Source organism: Frigidibacter sp. SD6-1, assembly GCF_030143255.1.
Classification (GTDB): domain Bacteria; phylum Pseudomonadota; class Alphaproteobacteria; order Rhodobacterales; family Rhodobacteraceae; genus TMP-24.
Genome location: NZ_JARJNR010000015.1, coordinates 1 through 18,024 on the forward strand (window position 1 = coordinate 1; position 18,024 = coordinate 18,024).

Annotated in this window: 17 protein-coding genes; 10 read left to right on the forward strand and 7 right to left on the reverse strand. The window is 66.2% G+C overall.

Features of this window, described 5'->3' with window-relative positions; translation table 11 throughout:
• The first annotated feature begins 371 nt into the window (after window positions 1-371).
• Complete coding sequence (locus P0645_RS18265; RefSeq protein ID WP_284165987.1) at window positions 372-977, forward strand: tellurite resistance TerB family protein; 606 nt, start codon at window positions 372-374, stop codon at window positions 975-977.
• A 51-nt stretch (window positions 978-1,028) separates the two neighbouring features.
• Here the strand turns inward: P0645_RS18265 and P0645_RS18270 are convergent, their stop codons facing one another.
• Complete coding sequence (locus P0645_RS18270) at window positions 1,029-1,664, reverse strand: hypothetical protein (RefSeq protein WP_284165988.1); 636 nt, start codon at window positions 1,662-1,664, stop codon at window positions 1,029-1,031.
• A gap of 117 nt (window positions 1,665-1,781) precedes the next feature.
• Here P0645_RS18270 and P0645_RS18275 point away from each other — a divergent pair, with 117 nt between their 5' ends.
• The 3 genes from P0645_RS18275 to P0645_RS18285 all read left to right on the forward strand — a co-directional run bounded on the left by P0645_RS18275 (window position 1,782) and on the right by P0645_RS18285 (window position 5,245).
• Window positions 1,782-3,158 carry a cytochrome P450 gene (locus tag P0645_RS18275; RefSeq protein ID WP_284165989.1) on the forward strand — a complete coding sequence of 459 codons (1,377 nt, stop codon included), beginning with the start codon at window positions 1,782-1,784 and terminating at the stop codon, window positions 3,156-3,158.
• Between the two features lie 239 nt (window positions 3,159-3,397).
• Complete coding sequence (locus tag P0645_RS18280) at window positions 3,398-4,216, forward strand: hypothetical protein (protein ID WP_284165990.1); 819 nt, start codon at window positions 3,398-3,400, stop codon at window positions 4,214-4,216.
• A gap of 231 nt (window positions 4,217-4,447) precedes the next feature.
• Window positions 4,448-5,245, forward strand: a complete 798-nt coding sequence (locus P0645_RS18285; protein WP_284165991.1) for a hypothetical protein — start codon at window positions 4,448-4,450, stop codon at window positions 5,243-5,245.
• Window positions 5,246-5,323: 78 nt separating this feature from the next.
• Here the strand turns inward: P0645_RS18285 and parC are convergent, their stop codons facing one another.
• Window positions 5,324-7,657 carry a DNA topoisomerase IV subunit A gene (gene parC, locus P0645_RS18290; RefSeq protein WP_284165992.1) on the reverse strand — a complete coding sequence of 778 codons (2,334 nt, stop codon included), beginning with the start codon at window positions 7,655-7,657 and terminating at the stop codon, window positions 5,324-5,326.
• Between the two features lie 610 nt (window positions 7,658-8,267).
• Between parC and P0645_RS18295 the strand changes: the two genes are divergently transcribed.
• Together P0645_RS18295 and P0645_RS18300 are read left to right on the forward strand one after the other, a co-directional pair.
• Window positions 8,268-8,471, forward strand: a complete 204-nt coding sequence (locus P0645_RS18295; protein WP_284165993.1) for an SH3 domain-containing protein — start codon at window positions 8,268-8,270, stop codon at window positions 8,469-8,471.
• A gap of 60 nt (window positions 8,472-8,531) precedes the next feature.
• Window positions 8,532-9,368: an SDR family NAD(P)-dependent oxidoreductase gene (locus P0645_RS18300; RefSeq protein WP_284165994.1), complete on the forward strand. Its 837-nt coding sequence runs from the start codon at window positions 8,532-8,534 to the stop codon at window positions 9,366-9,368.
• 90 nt (window positions 9,369-9,458) lie between these two features.
• Here the strand turns inward: P0645_RS18300 and P0645_RS18305 are convergent, their stop codons facing one another.
• Window positions 9,459-10,505 carry an NAD(P)/FAD-dependent oxidoreductase gene (locus tag P0645_RS18305; RefSeq protein ID WP_284165995.1) on the reverse strand — a complete coding sequence of 349 codons (1,047 nt, stop codon included), beginning with the start codon at window positions 10,503-10,505 and terminating at the stop codon, window positions 9,459-9,461.
• Window positions 10,506-10,550: 45 nt separating this feature from the next.
• Between P0645_RS18305 and mnmC2 the strand changes: the two genes are divergently transcribed.
• Window positions 10,551-11,249: a tRNA (5-methylaminomethyl-2-thiouridine)(34)-methyltransferase MnmC2 gene (mnmC2, locus tag P0645_RS18310; RefSeq protein ID WP_284165996.1), complete on the forward strand. Its 699-nt coding sequence runs from the start codon at window positions 10,551-10,553 to the stop codon at window positions 11,247-11,249.
• The gene (locus P0645_RS18315; protein WP_284165997.1) at window positions 11,246-12,130 is read left to right on the forward strand and encodes a DMT family transporter; all 885 of its coding nucleotides are present in this window, start codon (window positions 11,246-11,248) and stop codon (window positions 12,128-12,130) included. The genes mnmC2 and P0645_RS18315 overlap by 4 nt, the downstream gene beginning before the upstream one ends.
• Here P0645_RS18315 and P0645_RS18320 read toward each other — a convergent pair.
• From P0645_RS18320 to P0645_RS18335, 3 genes are all read right to left on the reverse strand, one after another.
• Complete coding sequence (locus P0645_RS18320) at window positions 12,102-12,785, reverse strand: gamma-glutamylcyclotransferase (RefSeq protein ID WP_284165998.1); 684 nt, start codon at window positions 12,783-12,785, stop codon at window positions 12,102-12,104. The two genes, P0645_RS18315 and P0645_RS18320, sit on opposite strands and share 29 nt — an antisense overlap.
• Window positions 12,786-12,986: 201 nt before the next feature.
• Complete coding sequence (locus tag P0645_RS19330) at window positions 12,987-13,832, reverse strand: GNAT family N-acetyltransferase (protein ID WP_349775097.1); 846 nt, start codon at window positions 13,830-13,832, stop codon at window positions 12,987-12,989.
• 59 nt (window positions 13,833-13,891) lie between these two features.
• The gene (locus P0645_RS18335) at window positions 13,892-15,214 is read right to left on the reverse strand and encodes a CAP domain-containing protein (RefSeq protein ID WP_284165999.1); all 1,323 of its coding nucleotides are present in this window, start codon (window positions 15,212-15,214) and stop codon (window positions 13,892-13,894) included.
• A 287-nt stretch (window positions 15,215-15,501) separates the two neighbouring features.
• On the opposite strand from P0645_RS18335, the gene P0645_RS18340 reads away from it, so the two are divergent.
• The gene (locus tag P0645_RS18340; protein WP_284166000.1) at window positions 15,502-15,969 is read left to right on the forward strand and encodes a GNAT family N-acetyltransferase; all 468 of its coding nucleotides are present in this window, start codon (window positions 15,502-15,504) and stop codon (window positions 15,967-15,969) included.
• A 4-nt stretch (window positions 15,970-15,973) separates the two neighbouring features.
• Here P0645_RS18340 and P0645_RS18345 read toward each other — a convergent pair whose 3' ends face one another.
• Window positions 15,974-16,435: an Lrp/AsnC family transcriptional regulator gene (locus P0645_RS18345; RefSeq protein WP_284166001.1), complete on the reverse strand. Its 462-nt coding sequence runs from the start codon at window positions 16,433-16,435 to the stop codon at window positions 15,974-15,976.
• Window positions 16,436-16,548: 113 nt separating this feature from the next.
• Here P0645_RS18345 and P0645_RS18350 point away from each other — a divergent pair, with 113 nt between their 5' ends.
• Window positions 16,549-18,012 (forward strand): aminotransferase class V-fold PLP-dependent enzyme, encoded by a 1,464-nt coding sequence (locus tag P0645_RS18350; RefSeq protein WP_284166002.1) that lies wholly within the window; start codon window positions 16,549-16,551, stop codon window positions 18,010-18,012.
• Window positions 18,013-18,024: the final 12 nt, after the last annotated feature.

The following is an 18,024-nucleotide window of genomic DNA, read 5'->3' on the forward strand; positions in this document are numbered from 1 at the left end:
CGTGCCCGATCGTGCCAACGTTAACGTGCGGTTTGTTCCGTTCAAACTTTGCCTTTGCCATAGCGCGGGAGCCTCATGGGTTATGGGGCCCGAAAGGACCCGATTTCATCTGCGCGCGCTGACTACCCACCGGGGCGCGAAAAATCAAGCGCCAGTTGGGAGGTGGAGGGCGGCGCGGCGGAGTGTGCCCCACATCCTTAATGATGGAAGGCGCGGGCGAAGCTTCCCATGGAAGAAGGACAGGGGCGCCGACAGATTGTAGGCTGGCTTCAGCAAGAGGGAGGACAAGATGAGTCTCATGGGAACGCTTGCGAAGGTCGCGATCGCTGTTCTGGTCGTGAAAGGTGTCGGCGGCTCGCTGAAAGGTGGCAATGCTCAAGCCGGTACCGGCGGCGGTTTCGGAACCGACGCCGACGGGCGTTTCGGCGGCCCGGCTTCGCCGGGGCGGCGGGCTGAACGATATTCTGGGCAAGCTTGGCGGCCCCGGCGGCGGCGGCCTTGGCGATCTTCTGGGCGGCATCCTCGGCGGCGCCGCTGCGGGACCGGCGAGCAGGGGATTTGGCGAGACCTTGAACGATGCTTTCCGCAACGGCGGCGAGCCTACCATCCAGCCCTCGCGCAGTCAGGAAGCGGCAGCGGCGCTCATGCTGAAGGCGATGATTCAGGCAGCGAAGGCAGATGGCCGGATCGACGAGGCGGAAAAGAAGCGGCTGATGGACAATCTCGGTGGAGCGACCGCCGAAGAGATGGCCTTCGTCAAACGCGAACTTGCGGCGCCGGTCGATGTCAGGGGCCTTGTGGCGCAAGTGCCAGACGGGCTTCAGGCGCAGGTCTATACGATGTCGCTCATGGCGATCGACCTCGATAGCCGGGCCGAGGGCCGCTATCTGATGGAACTCGCGAATGCGCTCGGCCTGACGCAGCGCGAGGTGACGGCGATCCACAGCCATGTCGGGGCGGCGATCGGCGCGCGCTGACGGCTTGCTGCCCGCGATGCCCTGTATGGCGTCACGGGCAGGACTGTGGCGTCAGTTGGCGGGCGCCGGTGCAGGTGCGGGCTTTGCAGGCTTCGCAGGCTGTGCTGGCTGTGCTGGCTGGACGGCCGCAAGTGCCGCCCGCGCCGCGACCGCCTCGGGCGTGAACCAGGCGCGGTTCTCGTAGAGCCATTCCTCGATCTTCAGGGCGAGATTGTCGGCCAGCGTCTGCATCTGCTCCTCGCGCGATTTCGTCAGGCCCGAGCCGATCACCGTGGAGCCCGATAGACCTTCGAACACGGTGAATTCCTTAGGTTCGGCATTGATCACCTTTGAAATCGCGTCATCCCAGACATCGACCTTGGCGACGATCACCGATTTCGGGCTGAGGACGAGCGGCACGCCCGGCACGGCCAGCGCATAGGCGGTGATGCCCGCGCCGATATGGTAAAGCTTCTCGCCCTCGTAGCGGTCGAGGCGCTTGTGCAGCGAGGCTTTCACCACCTCTTCCCACTCATCCGCCGTCGCCTTGCGCGAGGGGCCGACGGCCTGGGCATTGTCGGCAACCACGATCCCGTAGCCGAGGCGGAAATCGCCAAGCGGTTTCGCAGGTTTCGTCATGTCGGGGCCGGCGCAGGCGGCGAGCGCCGCGATGGCGGCAAGAAGGAGCGGACGCAGCAAGTTCGACATGAAGTCCCCCGGTAACTTTCCCGACGGGCATAGCCGCTTGGCCGTCGCCGGGCAATGGTGTCGCATTGACCGCGGGCGATTGCCGCCTAAGGTTAGGCGTGAAGGACGAGGTTCGATATGGCTCGACGGACGGCGGACGGCACCTCGCACCTGCCGGTGCAGGTGCCGCTTCACACCCGGCCCAAGGGTGTGTGGGAAAGCTTCACCACCGCGCGCCGCAACGTGCTGGAACTGATCCCCGAGATCGCCACCCGCCAGCCGATCGTTTCGGGGCGCACGGTGAAGCGCTGGCATATGGTGATGGACCCGGGCGCCAACCGGCGCATCCTGAAGGACCGGCTGGAGATCTATCCGAAATCCGACGTGACCAAGATGATCCTCGGCCCGGCGATCGGCCAAAGCCTTTTCATCGCCGAGGGTGCGCACTGGCTCTGGCAGCGGCGGGCGGCGGCGCCCGCCTTCTCGCCCCGCCATGTCGAGGCTCTGGCGCCGGTGATGACGGCCGCCGCCGAACGCGCTGCCGAACGGGTCTCGCGTGTTTCGGGCGGCCCGGCCGATCTGAACGCCGAGATGGTCGCGACCACCTTCGAGGTGATCGCCGATGTCACCTTTTCGGGTGACGATGCCTTCGACCGCGCCGCCGTCCACCGGGCGATCGACGGCTATATCGCCTCGACCGCGCGGGTGTCTTTCCTTGATATCGTCGGCGCGCCGCCCTGGGTGCCGCGCCCTTCGCGGCTGTTCAGCGGCGGGGCGATGCGGCAGATGAAGACGATGGCGGACCGGGCGATCGAGCATCGCCGCGGCGCCGGGGCGCGGCCGGTGCCGGACCTTCTTGACCTTCTCCTGGATGCCGCCGATCCCGAAACCGGGCGCAAGATGACGACCGAGGAGTTGCGCGACAATCTTCTCACCTTCATCGTCGCGGGGCATGAAACCACGGCGCTGACGCTTTCCTGGGCCCTCTATCTCTGTGCCTTCGACCCCGCAGTGCAGGACCGCGCCGCTGTCGAGGCGCGTGCAGCGCTTGATCGGCGGGCGGCGCGTGTGACGGACCTGCCCGCGCTGCCCTATTGCCGCCAGATCATCGACGAGACCCTGAGACTCTATCCGCCCGCGGCCTTCCTGTCGCGGACGGCAGTGGCGGCGGACGAGCTTTGTGGTCGCGAGGTGCGACCGGGCGACACGATCATGCTGCCGATCTACGCGCTGCACCGAAATCATCTGCTTTGGCCCGATCCCCACCGGTTCGCTCCGGGCCGGTTTGCGGACATCAAGGCGGTCGACCGCTTTGCCTATCTGCCCTTTGGCGGCGGGCCGCGCATCTGCATCGGCGCGTCCTTCGCGCTGCAGGAAGCCGTGATCGTGCTGGCGACGCTGCTTGCCCGCTTCCGCTTCACGCCGGTCGGGGATCGTCGGCCCGAACCCGTCCTTATTCTCACGCTTCGGCCGCAGGGCGGTGTCTGGCTTCACGTGGCGGGGCGCGGCCAATAACGCAGGCAGGTCGGTTTTTCGCGGTCTACCGTCGTTTCAAGACCGCTGCCGCAATGCAGCATGAAACTTTTGCCGATATTCGGTGCACGCACCAAATTTTGCACATTTTCCTCGCAATGCAACCATATTTCGGCTGCAGGAGGCCGCCGCACCACAGAAAGCGGCCCGGTCGCCGCGCCATGTTTTTCCTTGCGTGGCGCCGCCGCGCCGCCCGTACGATACCAAAGGTACAGATAGCCATGATCATCACGACTGCCCGTTCGGCCCGCCCGAATTCTCTGACCGTCACCCGGATGCTCGCGTTCGTCGCCAGCACCGCAATACTCGCATCTGCCGCAGAGGCCGGGACATCGGTGCAGGGCAAGGCACAACCCGACGCACAACTCTGGCTTGCCCAGGCAGTCATCTTTGGCAGCGGCGACGAGGTTGTGGACATGCTCGTGGGTCTCGCGCATATCGGTGCGCGCCTGGACGTCGGGATGGACCTCTTCAATCAGGGAAATGAAGAAGCGGCGCGCGGTCACTTCCAGGCGGTTGCAGAAACGACTTATCCGGAGTTCGCCGCGCAATTTGCCGACCGCCAGATGCCCGCGATGGCAGATGCGCTCGCCGACCTTGCCACTCTTGGCGAACCCGTTGAAATGTCTAAGAAATATCTGGAGGTTCGCAAGGCTCTGTCTGACGCTGCCATCGGGTTGGGTGCGACCTCCGATCAGCAGTTCGCCGCTCTCGCGATGGAGGTGGAGGCCGTGGCCGATGCGCTGGACAAGAGCGTTTCGGGCGGCCGTGTGACCGACCCCGTGGCCTTCCAGGGCGCTTGGGGGCTGCTTCTGGCTGCCTCGGCCAGCGCCAGCCAACTCGCGAGCGCGAGCGAGCCGTCGCTGAGGAAGTCTGGTACGAAGGCGTCCCTGCTTATCGACGACCTGGTCGTCGCCTTGCCAGAGGCAAATCCCTCCGCGCCGGTCGAACTCAGCAGCGTCACCGTGCGCGAAGTAGCCATGGAGATCAAACAGATGGCGTCGGCCGTTGCAGGTCAGCAGGGTGTCGCGACCAACTAAGGCGTGTGAGACCCCACAGAACGCCGCCTGAAACGGGGCGGCGTTCCGACGTCTGACGAGCTGGGCTGTTGGCGTTGGAAGGCCAAACGCAGACCCCAAAGAAAACACATTTTCCAGTGAAGAGAGGCAATCCGTCGATTCGACCCTGATTGATCCGTGTTGGTGGATCGGGGCGTTGAGGCGGCAAGGCGTGTCACACGCTGCTACCCGAAACACTGGAGCAAAACGCAGATGAAACAGGACGAACAGATCCGGTCCACCCGGCCGGCTGTATGGATCGCCTTCGCGCTCGCAGGTGCGGTGTCTGGACTGGGGACGACATCGGCCATCGCGGGCTCGGCCAAGGGTCTGCCGCCGCAGGGGTCCGACGAGCTGGTGCTTGCGGCCGCGACGGCAACCCAGGCGACCACCGGCGACGAGATCGTCGACCTCCTGATCGCGCTCGGTTCGATTGATGCCCGCCTGCAGGCCGGCATGACGCTTTATCAGTACAAGGATCGCAAGGGCGCGATCGAACATTTCCGCATCGCGCGGAAGGATGTCTACTCGCCGATGGCCCCGCAACTGCAGGCCAAGAACCTGCCCGCCTTCGACGAGGGCATCCGTGCGCTGGAGATGGCCAGCTCGCCCGGTCAGGTGGCAGGTGCCTATCTGAACGTGGTGCGCGGCCTGGCCATGGCTCGCAACGGCCTGGCGCCCTCGCCAAAGCAGGTCATGTCGGCGGTCGAGATGCAGACCTCGCTTGCCGCGCAGTCGCTGGGCAAGGGCCTGAAGGAAGGCCAGGTCAAGAACATGGTCCATTACCAGAACGCCTGGGGCCAGATCCTGTCCGCGCGTGCGGTCATCAGCACGCTGGAAACCTCCAGCGATCCGGCGGTGAAACCGGCCGTGACGGCGGCGGCCTCGGCACTTGACGATCTGATCATCGCCATGCCCGATCCGGTGCCGGAAGGCCCGATCGATGCGACCGAAGAGATGGCGGTCGCCGCGGTGGAGCAGATCAAGACCGCCGCCGCCGCGCTGCAGTAAGCACGGACGATCGACAAAATGTTTGACGCCGCCTGTTCGCACAGGCGGCGTTTTCCGTTCCGGCCAGGAAAAGCTGCCTCAGCCGAACCTGTTGTCGCGCGGGAAGCCGTGAGGGGGCGTCTTGCCGACGCCTGCGCGCTTGGCCAGCCAGTCGCGCATGTCCTCGGTCCGGGTATTGCCGTTCGACATCGGCCAGGACAGACCCTTGGCCAGATCGAAGGTCGTCACGTCCGACAGCCCACCGTCGAGCTCCAGCACGCCCTGACGACCGCGCGCCATATTGTACTTCTGCAGGCGGACGCCCTTGCCACGGCCCATTTCCGGAAGTTCTGAAATCGGGAAAACCAGAAGCTTGCGGTTCTTCGAGACGATCGCCACGTGATCGCCCGCGACGGGCTTGACTGCCGCCATGACCGCGCCGTCGGAAAGGTTCATCACCTGCTTGCCCGCGCGGGTCTGGGCGATCACTTCGTCCATCGCTACGACGAACCCGTCGCCCGCGTCCGAGGCGACGATCAGCTTCTCGCCCGGCCGGTAGACCAGAAGATCGACGATCTCGGCATCGTTCGGCAGATCGACCATCAGGCGGACCGGTTCCCCCATGCCGCGCGCGCCGGGCAGGTTCGCGCCCAGTAGCGTGAAGAACCGCCCGTTCGCCGCCGCAAGAAGGATGCGGTCGGTGGTCTCGGCATGAAAGAAGAACCGCCCCTCGTCGCCGTCCTTGAACTTCACCTCGGTGCCGGGCGGCTGGTGACCCTTCATCGCGCGGATCCAGCCCATCTTCGAACAGATGACGGTGATCGGCTCGCGCTCGATCATCGCCTCGATCGGCACTTCCTCGACTTCGGCGGCATCGGCGAAGGTGGTGCGGCGCGCGCCGAAGGGGCGGTCCTTGCCGAAGGTCTTCTGCACCTCGGCCAGTTCCTGGCCGATCTTCTTCCACTGACGGGCCTCGGAGGCGAGCATATCCTCCAGATCGGCGCGTTCCTTCAAAAGCGCGTCATATTCGCGGCGAAGCTCCATCTCCTCAAGCTTGCGCAACGACCGCAGGCGCATGTTGAGGATCGCCTCGGCCTGAACCTCGGTCAGCTCGCCGTCGCCGTCGACAGGCGAGACATAATCCTTCTCGGACGTGGCGCGCACATGCGTCTTGCCCCAGTCCTCGGCCATCAGCGCGCGCTTGGGGTCGGCGTCATAGCGGATGATGTCGATCACCCGGTCGAGGTTCAGGAAGGCGATGATGAAGCCTTCCAGCACCTCAAGCCGCGCGTCGATCTTCGCCATCCGGTGCTGCGCGCGGCGCTGTAGAACGTCGCGCCGATGGTCGAGGAAGGCACGCAGTACTTCCTTCAGCGAACAGACCTTGGGCGTCTTGCCGTCGATCAGCACGTTCATGTTGAGCGAGAAGCGCACTTCCAGTTCCGAATTGCGGAACAGCATGCCCATCAGCATCTCGGGATCGACATTCTTCGATTTCGGCTCCAGGACGATACGTACATCGTCGGCGCTCTCATCCCGCACGTCGGCCAGCGCCGGAACCTTCTTCAGCTGGATCACTTCGGCAAGCCGTTCGATCAGCTTCGATTTCTGCACCTGATAGGGGATCTCGGTGACAACGATCTGCCATGTACCGCGCCCCTGATCCTCGACCGACCAGCGGGCGCGGAGGCGGAAGGCGCCACGGCCGGTACGGTAGGCGTCGAGGATATTCTCGCGCGGTTCGACGATGACGCCGCCCGTCGGGAAATCGGGGCCGGGGATCAGGGCCACCAGCGCCTCGTCAGTGACCTGCCGGTCGCGGATCATCAGCTGGCAGGCGTCTATCAGCTCATGCAGGTTATGCGGCGGAATGTTGGTGGCCATGCCGACCGCGATTCCGCTCGCGCCGTTGGCCAGCAGGTTCGGGAAGGCGGCGGGCAGGACGACCGGCTCTTCCAGCGTGCCGTCGTAGTTCGGGCGGAAATCGACGGCATTCTCTGCGAGCCCCTCCATCAGGGCCTCTGACGCCGCCGTCAGCCGCGCCTCGGTGTAGCGCGAGGCGGCCGGGTTGTCGCCGTCGATATTGCCGAAGTTGCCCTGCCCGTCGACCAGCGGATAGCGCATGACGAAAGGCTGGGCGAGGCGGGCCATCGCGTCATAGATCGCCGCATCGCCATGGGGGTGATAGTTGCCCATCACATCGCCCGAAATCTTCGCCGATTTCCGGAACCCTCCGGTCGGCGACAGTTTCAGCTCGCGCATCGCATACAGGATGCGGCGGTGGACGGGCTTCAGACCGTCGCGCGCGTCCGGCAGCGCCCGGTGCATGATGGTCGAGAGGGCATAGGTCAGATAACGCTCGCCGATCGCCCGGCTCAGCGGTTCGGAGGTGGTCGCGGAAAGCGGGATATCGTCGTCGCCGGGTTCGCTCATGCCCCCCGTGTAATTCGCGCGAGCGGGGCGGTCCAGCGGGTTTTCGTGGCTCGACCGCCGCCGCCCCGGCGGTTTTCGCATCGACAGCGAGGATGTTCATGCACAGTCACGCGCGGGATGCATGAATGTGCCCGATCCTCAGCGCTGCGGCGCCCCGGAGCCATGGCACATGCGCATTTTCCTTGCCTGCCTTGCCGGATCGGTGGTTGGCTACGCGCCGGGAAAGCTGTTGGTTGCGTCGGTGGTGATATGGTCCGGTCAGGGCTGTACTGGGTTTGGTGTGCCTGTCTTGTGCTTTTTCTCGTTCCGGTCCTCATGGAGGTCGGCCCCGAACGGGCGCGTGACCCGCTGCCGCCGGCTGATCCCTTTCGCATGGCAATGGTCGCGGGGCCGCCGGACGACCGTCAGGTCGGCGGCGATCTTTGGCTGCGCACGCTGCCCGAACCGGCCGACACCCGTCTTCATGCAGAGCCGATCATGCCGCCCGCCCGCCCGGTCGAGCGCGCCGACCGGCGCGCGCTGTCGATGGCGGCGGGTTTCGGGTCGATGGGGCTTGGCATGTTTGGCGGTGGCATCAAGCTCTCGGGCGTCTTTGCGGCGCGGCGCGCGCATGGTGGTCGAGGCGCCGCGCGCCAGCCTTCGGTCTGGCCCCTCGACCGTCGCGCCCGAACTGGCGGTGCTGAGCTACGGGTCCGAGGTTGCCGTGGTCACCCGTGCGGGTGAAGGCTGGCTGAAGGTGCGCTGTCCCGAGACTGGCGCCGAGGGCTATGTGGCCGAAGTCTTTCTGGGCGATGCCATCGGCAGCGGCGGCTGACGGCGGGTTGCCTTGGCCCGCGATTGCCCCTAGCGAGGGGCAGGCGCGCGCGAGGCAGACATGACGACCATCAGATCCATTCTCATCACCGGCTGCTCCTCGGGCATCGGCCACGACGCGGCCCACGGGCTGAAGCGCGCGGGATGGCGCGTTTTCGCCACCTGCCGGAAGGAGGAGGATTGCGAGCGGCTTCGCGCCGAAGGGCTGGAAAGCTTCCGGCTCGATTACACCGACGAGGTCTCCATCGATGCGGCTCTCGAGGAGGTGCTGGCGCGCACCGGCGGCACGCTGGGCGCGGTCTTCAACAACGGCGCGTTCGCCTGCCCGGGCGCGGTGGAGGATCTACCGACCGGCGCGCTTCGCGAAATCTTCGAGACGAACCTCTTCGGCTATCACGAGCTGACCCGCCGGGTGATCCCGGTGATGCGGCGGCAGGCCTATGGGCGGATCGTCAATTGTTCCTCCGTCCTCGGCCTCGTCGGCATCCGCTGGCGCGGCGCCTATGTCGCCACCAAATTCGCGATGGAGGGTCTGACGGACGTGCTGCGGCTCGAGATGTCCGACACGCCGATCCGCGCGGTGCTGATCGAGCCGGGGCCAGTGACGTCGAGGATCAGGGTGAACGCGATCCCGCATTTCGAACGCTGGATCGACTGGCGGGCAAGTCCGCGCCGCGCCCAGTACGAGGCGGGGCTGCTGAAACGCCTCTATGAACATTCCGGCCAGCCCGACCGGTTCGAACTGCCGGCCGGGGCGGTGACGGCGAAGCTTCTGAAGGCGCTCGAGGCGCGCAATCCCAGGCCGCGCTATTATGTCACGACACCGACCTACCTGATGGGCGCGGCGCGGCGCATCCTGCCGGGCCGGGCGCTCGACTGGGTGCTCGGCAAGTCGTGAGGGGCGCCGGATTTCGATGCGAAATCCGGTCCGAAATCTCTGAAAGATTTCGGATTGCGGCCGATCCGGTGCTTGCGGATTGCAGCGGTGTCAGTGCAGGCGAAATCCCTCGGGGATCGCGTCACGCCCGTCGAGCATCAGGTCGGCCATCACCCCGGCCACTTTCGGGGCCATGCCGAAGCCGATCTTGAAGCCGCCGTTGGCGACATAATGCCCTTCGCGCCCCGGCCAGGGGCCGAGAAGGGGCGCGCGGGTCGAGGCGCGCGGCCGGACGCCGGCCCAACGGTCGATCACCGGCGCGTCGGCCAACATCGGGCAAGCGGCGCGCGCCTTGCCGATCAGCCGGTCGAGCTGATCGTCGGTCGCGCTGTCGTCCTGCCAGTCCCGTTCCGACGTCGATCCCACCGCGACCGTACCGTCGCCATGCGGCACGATATGCAGCCCGTCGATGAAGAGCTGAGGCCGTTTCGCTGCCGAACAGGCGAAGAGCGCCGCCTGTCCCTTCACGCCGGTCCCGACCGGGCGGCAGAGATCGGCCGAGAGAGCGGCGAGGCCCTGGACGCCAGTTGCCCAGAGGACTTTCCCGACCGGCTCCGGCGGTCGATCCTCAAGCCCCTGCTGTTCGATGACCTCGCCTCCCGCCTCGCGGATTGCCGCCACAAGCGCCGCCGCCGCATGGCGGGGATGCAGGCGCGCCGAGAGGGTATCGCGGACCCAGAGACCGGTCGGGCTTTGCCCCCGCCAGGAGTCCGCGCCCCGCTCCACCCGCCACTCAGCTGCGCCACGCCATAGCGTGCTGGCACTCTCCACCCGCCGTTCGGCCTGGGCGACGGCATCCGCGTCGGCAAGGGGCTGCAGGCGGCCTAGGCGCGCATAGCCCGGGTCGATCCCCGACCGCGCCTTCACCTCGGCCCAGAAGCTTTCGGCCGTCAGTAGGCTCGCAAGCTGGAACGCCTTCTTCTCGTTCCAGGCCTCCGGCACATGCGGGGCGAGCGCGCCGACAAGCCCACCCGACGATCCCGCGCCGATCCGGTCACGCTCGATCAGCCGGACCCTTGCGCCCCGGCGCGTGCATTCCCATGCGGTGGCGAGGCCGAAGATGCCGCCCCCCATCACGGTGATGTCCGCCGTTGCCAATCCTGCCGCCCTTCGCCATGGTCGCGGCCGGAAGGTCTAGGGCAGATGGCAGCGGAAAACCAGAGCGAGCGGGTCGGCTGGACTGACGATGGTGTGCCGGTCTCGGCCCTCTTCGACGATCCCTATTTCTCCAAGGCCGACGGGCTGGCAGAGACGCGGCATGTCTTCCTTGGCGGCAATCACCTGCCGGAGAGATTCCGCGACGGCTTCCGCATTGCCGAACTGGGCTTCGGCACCGGGCTCAATCTGCTCGCGACGCTCATCGCCTGGCAGGCTACCGGGGTCGCGGGGCAGCTTCATTTCACCAGCTTCGAAGCCTTCCCGATGCCCGCGGGCGACATGGCGCGCGCGCTGGGGGCCTTTCCGGAGGCGCGTGCGGTGGCCGGCCCGCTGCTGGACCACTGGGCGGCACGGCGCCGGCAGTTCGACCTTGGGCCGGTGACGGTCGAAGTGATCGTCGGCGACGCGCGCGAGTCGCTGCCGCAGTGGCGGGCGAAGGCGGACGCCTGGTTCCTCGACGGCTTTTCGCCCGCCAAGAACCCCGAGCTTTGGGGCGAGGGCCTACTGGCAGAGGTCGCCCGCCACACCGCGCCGGGCGGCACATTCGCCACCTATACCGCGGCGGGTTTCGTGCGCAGGGCCTTGCAGGCGGCGGGGTTTCAGGTAGAGCGGCGGGCGGGATACGGACGCAAGCGGCACATGTCGGTGGGCCGGTATCCGGACGGGGGCGAACGGGGCCAATGACCGAACAGAATACCCGCCTCGGCATCCTGCTGATGTCGCTCACCAGCCTGGTCTTCGCGTTGCAGGACGGGATATCGCGCCATCTAGGCACGGATTATTCGGTCTTCATGGTGGTGACGATCCGCTTCTGGGCCTTCGCGGCCTTCGTGCTTTTCCTCGCCGCGCGCCAGCCGGGCGGGATCAGGGCGGCGGTCCGGTCGCGCTATCCTTTGTTGCAGATCGCGCGCGGCGTCCTGCTGGCGCTGGAAATCTGCGTGGTCGTCGCGGCCTTCGTGCGGCTCGGACTGGTCGAGACCCATGCGATCTTCACCTGCTACCCGTTGCTTGTCGCCGCCCTCTCCGGCCCGCTTCTGGGCGAAAAGGTCGGTTGGCGGCGCTGGACGGCGATCGGCATGGGCTTTCTCGGCATCATCATCATTCTCGAACCGGGCGGGCGGGTGATCTCGCCCTATGCGCTGATCCCGCTGCTCGGCGCCTTCATGTTCGCGCTCTATGGGCTTCTGACCCGCTATGTCGCGCGGGGCGATGCGCCGTCGGTCACCTTCTTCTGGGCCGGGATCGCCGGGGCGGTGACGATCACGCCCTTCGGCCTCATGCACTGGTCGCCGATGACGCCGGGCGATTGGGTCTGGATGGCGACGCTGTGCTGTTCCTCGATCCTTGGGCATTTCCTGATGATCCGGGCGCTTGCGGTCGCCGAGGCGTCCGCCGTGCAGCCCTTCGCCTATCTGCAACTTGCCTTCATTGCCATTCTCGGTGTCACCTTTTTCGGCGAAACGCTGCGCCCGAACCTGGTCGTTGGCGCGGCCATTGTCGTTGGCGCGGGGCTCTTCACGCTGTGGCGTGAGCGGATCAGGGCGCGGCAGGAAAGGTCAGCCTGAGCGCCAACCGCTCGGCAATCAGCGCCTGCATGCGCCAGAGCATCGGGTCGTGGATGCCCGCCTCTTCCAGATGTTCGATCGTGTTCAGCACATATTCCGCCATCGTGCCGCGCATGCCGACGCAGCAAGAGAGCCGGTCGGCGATCTCGTCGTCTGACAGACCGCTGACATAGCCCGCATAGTCGCGCGGGCAGGCGAAGGCCCAGGCCGCGACCGGCCCGTTGGCGGTATGGGCGGTCACCGGATGCGGTGGCGGCGGCGGTTCGGACTGCACGAGGTCGAGAAGCTCCGCCTCGCCCACATCGTCCTTCAGCCGGATCACCATCCCCTTGCACGACCCGCCCCGGTCAAGCGACAGCATCAGGCCGGGGGCGTCGGGGTTGCCGCGATAGCGGGTGTCCGGGCCCAGGCAGAAGGCGCGGTGCCAGCCATGGACGCGGGCGGGCTCCATCCCGGCGAAATAGGGGCGGGGCTTCCAGATGAGCGATCCGATGGCGAAGAACCGTGTCGCGCCGGTCCGGCGGTGGGCCTCGAAAAGTTTCCGGGCGATCGTGGGGTAATGATCCTCCGGCACCTGCCCGCGCGCGATCGGGCCGGGGTCGGGCACGCTTTCGGGCAGCCGCCCGATCAGGTCGCGTGTAAGGCGCTGGGTCATCGGTTCATCCTTCCGCCGCCCCTTATCGGACGGGGGGCGGGGCCGGGCAATGGGGTAAACTGTGCGGCTGGGTGGGTATGCCTGTGCCCGACGATTCAGCCAGAGCGGAGGCAGCTTGACCCGTCGGTGTCGAGGTGCCCCTCGGGCCGGTGGTTGGCGATGGCGGTGCGGGCGGCCAGCGCGATCAGGCGCCGCATGGGCTCAGACCCGGAGCGTGAAGGAGATGGAGGTCGGCCGGTCATAGCCCGGATGCGCGGACCGGCCGGTCTCGGTGAAGCCCATCGCCCCGAAGGCGCGATGATTTTCCTGCAGTTCGACCCGTGTCTGCAGCCGCAGTTCCGGCAGGGCGAGCGCTTTCGCCCGCGTCGCCGCATGCCGGACGAGTTGCCGCGCCAGTCCTTGACCTCGATAGTCCTGCGCGACCGCCAGCTTGCCGAGATAGAGGTGATCGGCCTTCGGCGTCAGGATAATGGAAGCGACCGGTTGACCGAGGTCCTCCAGCACCCAGATCTCTTCGGTCGCCGCGCGCAGGGCCATCGCGTCCGCCGTCAGACGGTGGACCGAGGAGGGCGGGTCGATCCGCACGTCCATATAGGCGAATGCCGACCGGATCAGCGCCAGAACCGGCCCGAAATCCTCGTCCGGCCGCATCCGGCGCGGCGTCCGCATCCGCTTCAGCCCGTCGTCGAGCTTCACCCAGGGCAGATGTTCGTTCCAGTTCACATGCAGACTGGGTTCGAAGACCGACGGATCGTCCAGGCTTGCGGCATAGAAATGGATCTCATGCGCCCAGGCCTCGCCTTCGAAGGCCATCGGCGTGCCGCAGGTCGCGCAGAAATGCCGCCGGACGCCGGGCGAGGAGGCGTAGACCTGCGGCACGGTCCCCGTCCAGCGCCACTTGCCGTGGTTCACGCCGAAATAGCTGGTGAAGGGCGCGGAGCAGTTGCGTCGGCAGCTTTCGCAGTGGCAATGAGCCTGCCAGTTCGGCGGCCCCTCGAACCGGTAGCTGACCGCTCCGCACAGACAATGACCCGCGCCGCCGTCCATCGCCGCCTCCCCGATCTGACTGCGAGATTTGGCGACGGCCGGGCGGCGCGGTCAAGGGCTCAGACGATGTCGATGTAGTTCTGCAAGCCCGAGGTGGAGGTCAGCCCGGCGAGCAGCAGTTCGTCCTGACCGAAGTCGAACAGAACGCCGCCCGCAACCACATGTGCGAAGGTCGACACGACCTGCGACGCAGTCATGGCCACATTCCCCCAGAGCGCATCGTCGAATTGCAGCCGGTCGCCCTGTGCAGCCGAGAAATCCATGACCGTGTCGTGATAGTCGCGCGCATTGAAGATGAAGCGATCCGCATCCGCGCCGCCGACCAATCGATCAGTGCCCCACCCGCCGCCGAGCGTGTCATTGCCACGATCGCCGCTAAGATAGTCATCACCCATATTGCCGCGCAGTTTGTCCGCGCCGTAGCCGCCCGTCAGGATGTCATTTCCCAGTTTGCCATCGAGATAGTCGTTCGATTGCCCGCCGTGCAGACGGTTATCGCCGCGGTTGCCGATCAGTACATTGGCAGCGCTGTTGCCGGTGGCATTCAGATCATCGATACCCAAAAGCTCGACCTTCTGGATCCCCGCCCCCAGGGTGATGTTGCCCGAGGTGCGGAACAGGTCGCCATTCACTACGTCGAGCTTCACGTTGCCATGGTCCATATCCACCTTTGCCGAGAAGCTGGTTCCGCCGACTGTACCGCTGACGCCGACGCCCTTCGCGCCGGTCAAGCCGATCGCATAGCCCCCGGCGTTTGCGGTCGTCGTAGTTGATCCGCTCGCGCTGAAGCGCACGCCAGCCTGGCCCTCGCCGATCGAATAGAACTGGTCCTTCTCGGCATCGTTATAGGCGACGCCGGTCAGGAAGGTCTTGCTGCCGGAGGTGCCGAAATTCTCGGTGGCCATCATCGCGTTGTAGGTGGTGCCGCGAGAGGTGAACTGGCCCGTCTCCACGCCGAGGCCGAGCTCGCGGTAACCGTCGCCGAGCGTGTTGGTGCGGTGCCCGGCGCTGCGAAAGAGGCCCTCGTAGATCGAATCGATCGTTGCTTGGGTGTTCAGCGTTCCGGTCGTGCCGCGCCAGGCGATGTTCTCGCCAAGGCGCGCCCAGCTGTAACCTTCGGACGTTGCCCGGGCGCCGGGCGACGATCCGCCCGATCCGGTATGCGAAAATATGTCCGTCGCCAGCATCCATTGCGAATGTTTGGTTGCCGCGGCTTCCAGCAGCGCATTCGGGGCAAGGACCTGCTTGGCCGCGCTGCTGATCGTTCCCGCACTCAGCCCGCTGTTCAGCGATATGCCGAAGCGCGCCGCCTCGGCATCGGGAGCAAGCCGCCCGCGGTTGATCAGTTCCAGAAGATATTGCTCGGTTGCCGATAGGGTCATGTCTGTCTCCTCGGGTCATGCAGGTGGGGCCGGAGTTGCGGCCGAATTATGGCTTTCCGGTCGATTTGGCGGGCCCGCACAGCCCGGCGATTGGCGATAGTTCTGGGAGACTGCGTCGGGATGACAGGCCGCGTCGAGCCCACAATCGGCAGGTCGGTGGCGCGAGGGCGAAACGTCGCCGGAACGCGCCCTGCGCCCGGCGGAGTGCCGCCAGCGCGTACCCGTCACCGGCTTGACCGGCGGGCTTTCGCCCGCGCAAGCTGCGCGAAACGGCGGAGATCTGCAGGATGGCAGAGACGGAGGTGCGGCCGATGCAGGCGGCCGATCTGAGCGCGGTATTGGCAATGATCCGGTCGCTGGCAGCGCATCACGGCGATAGGGCTGAAGCGACCGAAGGGATGCTCATCCGTGATTCGCTGGGCGACTCGCCCTGGTGCCGGATATTGGTCGCCGGCGCACCCGGCGGTCCGGTTGGCTATGCGGCCTTCCTGCCCTTGCATCTTCTGCAATATGCGCGCCGCGGGCTCGACATGCATCACTTATATGTCGAGCCGGCCTGGCGCGGGCAGGGCGTTGGCGCTCGGCTGATCGACGCCGGGGTCGGGCTCGCCCGTTCGCTTGGCTGCTCCTACCTCTCGGTCGGGACCGCGCCGGGCAATGATGCGGCGGCGGCCTTCTATCTGAAGCGCGGATTCGAGGCGCGGCCGGTCGCGGGCGGGCGTTTTGGCCTCAGCCTCGACGCGCCCGACGGCTGATCCGTCACACCGGCAGGTCGCGCCCGTTCACGATTGCCTCCATCGTGATGCAGGAGGTGACCGTATCCAGTTCCACCTTTTCGATCAGCCGCTGATAGACCCGGTCGAAATCGTTCATGTCACGCGCCACGACCTTCAGCATGTAGTCATAGTCCCCCGCGATCCGGAAAAAGTCGATCACGTTCGCGATGGCAGAGACCTCGCGACGGAAGAGATCCAGCCACTCTTTCCCGTGATGTTTCGTGCGGATCATCATGAAGACCGTCAGCCCGAGCCCGAGCGCTTGCGGGTCGAGCCTCAGCGTCTCGCCCGTGATCAGTCCACTGTCCTTCAGCGCCTTCAATCGCCGCCAGCAGGCATTCTGCGACAGGCCGACCCTTTCGGCCAGATCGCGTTGCGACAGGCTGGCGTCCTTTTGCAAGACCCTGAGGATCGCCCGATCAATCTGATCTATTTTTTCCGGCATGTTCGATCATTTGACCCGATAATGAAGAAAACCATGCAAATAATGATAATGAAATCGCGACTAACTTCAATCATCATTGCCTTGATCCATTCCAGCGTCCGCCAGAGGCCCCGATGACCATCGCTTCCAAGACCAGCTTCTTCAGCGACTTCGCCACCAGCCTTCGGGGGCGGAACCATATCCAGCGCCTGCGCGACGGCCTGATTGGCGAAGGCGCCGAGATCGAGGGGCCGTTCGGGGCAAAGAAACTTGTTTATGCAGACTATGTCGCCTCGGGCCGCGCGCTCCGGCAGGTCGAGCGCTTCATGATGGAAGAGGTTCTGCCCTTCTATGCCAACAGCCATACCGAAGCCTCCTGGTGCGGCGAGCGGATGACGAAGATGCGCCGCGAGGCGCGTGCGCTTGTCGCGCGTGCCTGCGGCGCGGATGAAAGTTTCGCCACGGTCTTCACCGGCTCTGGTGCGACCGCCGGTCTCAACCGGCTGGTCGGTCTTCTCGGTGTGCGCGAAGCTGCGGCAGGGCCGGGGGCTGTGGTCTTCATCGGGCCTTACGAGCATCATTCGAACATCCTGCCCTGGCGCGAGAGCGGGGCTGAGGTCATCGAGATCCCCGAGGCGGAAACCGGCGGTCCCGACCTCATGGCACTGGCCATGGCGCTGTCCGCGGCTGAGAAGGGCGCGCTGAAGATCGGCGCCTTTTCGGCCGCTTCGAACGTTACCGGCATCGTGACAGACCCCGATCCGGTCACGCGCCTTCTGAAACTCTTCGGCGCGCTTGCGGTCTGGGATTATGCGGGCGGCGGGCCTTACCTGCCCATCGACATGCGGGCGGGAACGGATGCCGAGAAGGACGCCGTGGTCCTGTCGCCCCACAAGTTCATCGGCGGCCCCGGCGCCTCGGGCGTGATGATCGTCCGCCGCGCCGCCGTTGCCCGCACGACGCCCACCGCGACCGGCGGCGGCACCGTCCGCTTCGTCTCGCCCTGGGCGCATGACTACTCCGCTGATGTCGCCGTCCGCGAAGAGGCAGGCACGCCCAATGTCGTGGGCGACATCCGCGCGGGCCTCGCCTTTCTGGTCAAGGAGGCCATCGGGCAGGCCTTCATGGACGCGCGCCATGAGGAGTTGCGCCAGCGCGCGCTGAGCGTCTGGTCCGCCAACCCGAACATCGAGATCATCGGCGATCCGAATGCAGCCCGCCGCCTGCCGATCTTCTCGCTGCGCATCCGTGATCCGCGCGCTGGCGGCTATGTCCATCAGCAGCTTTTCACCCGCATGCTGTCGGACTGCCACGGCGTGCAGGCGCGTGGCGGCTGCGCCTGTGCGGGGCCCTATGCCCATCGCCTGCTCGGCATCGACGAAGCGCAGTCCGAGGCGCTGCGCGCCGCGATCCTGTCGGGCGAGGAGATGGAGAAACCGGGCTGGACGCGGCTCAACCTGTCGGCGTTGGCCGACGATGCCAAGGCAGACCTGATCATCGGCGCGGTCGATCAGCTTGCCCGCGATCCCTATCCGATGATCGAGGCCTATGCCTGCGACCGGTCCACTGCCCGCTTCAAGCCCGCGCAGGCCGCCTGAGCCCGACATATT

Excerpts from the sequence above, each read along its gene's own strand:
- P0645_RS18265 (WP_284165987.1), top strand. The coding sequence starts at position 372 with ATGCTCAAGCCGGTACCGGCGGCGGTTTCGGAACCGACGCCGACGGGC.
- P0645_RS18270 (WP_284165988.1), bottom strand. The coding sequence starts at position 1,664 with ATGTCGAACTTGCTGCGTCCGCTCCTTCTTGCCGCCATCGCGGCGCTC.
- P0645_RS18275 (WP_284165989.1), top strand. The coding sequence starts at position 1,782 with ATGGCTCGACGGACGGCGGACGGCACCTCGCACCTGCCGGTGCAGGTG.
- P0645_RS18280 (WP_284165990.1), top strand. The coding sequence starts at position 3,398 with ATGATCATCACGACTGCCCGTTCGGCCCGCCCGAATTCTCTGACCGTC.
- P0645_RS18285 (WP_284165991.1), top strand. The coding sequence starts at position 4,448 with ATGAAACAGGACGAACAGATCCGGTCCACCCGGCCGGCTGTATGGATC.
- parC (WP_284165992.1), bottom strand. The coding sequence starts at position 7,657 with ATGAGCGAACCCGGCGACGACGATATCCCGCTTTCCGCGACCACCTCC.
- P0645_RS18295 (WP_284165993.1), top strand. The coding sequence starts at position 8,268 with ATGGTGGTCGAGGCGCCGCGCGCCAGCCTTCGGTCTGGCCCCTCGACC.
- P0645_RS18300 (WP_284165994.1), top strand. The coding sequence starts at position 8,532 with ATGACGACCATCAGATCCATTCTCATCACCGGCTGCTCCTCGGGCATC.
- mnmC2 (WP_284165996.1), top strand. The coding sequence starts at position 10,551 with ATGGCAGCGGAAAACCAGAGCGAGCGGGTCGGCTGGACTGACGATGGT.
- P0645_RS18315 (WP_284165997.1), top strand. The coding sequence starts at position 11,246 with ATGACCGAACAGAATACCCGCCTCGGCATCCTGCTGATGTCGCTCACC.
- P0645_RS18320 (WP_284165998.1), bottom strand. The coding sequence starts at position 12,785 with ATGACCCAGCGCCTTACACGCGACCTGATCGGGCGGCTGCCCGAAAGC.
- P0645_RS19330 (WP_349775097.1), bottom strand. The coding sequence starts at position 13,832 with ATGGACGGCGGCGCGGGTCATTGTCTGTGCGGAGCGGTCAGCTACCGG.
- P0645_RS18335 (WP_284165999.1), bottom strand. The coding sequence starts at position 15,214 with ATGACCCTATCGGCAACCGAGCAATATCTTCTGGAACTGATCAACCGC.
- P0645_RS18340 (WP_284166000.1), top strand. The coding sequence starts at position 15,502 with ATGGCAGAGACGGAGGTGCGGCCGATGCAGGCGGCCGATCTGAGCGCG.
- P0645_RS18345 (WP_284166001.1), bottom strand. The coding sequence starts at position 16,435 with ATGCCGGAAAAAATAGATCAGATTGATCGGGCGATCCTCAGGGTCTTG.
- P0645_RS18350 (WP_284166002.1), top strand. The coding sequence starts at position 16,549 with ATGACCATCGCTTCCAAGACCAGCTTCTTCAGCGACTTCGCCACCAGC.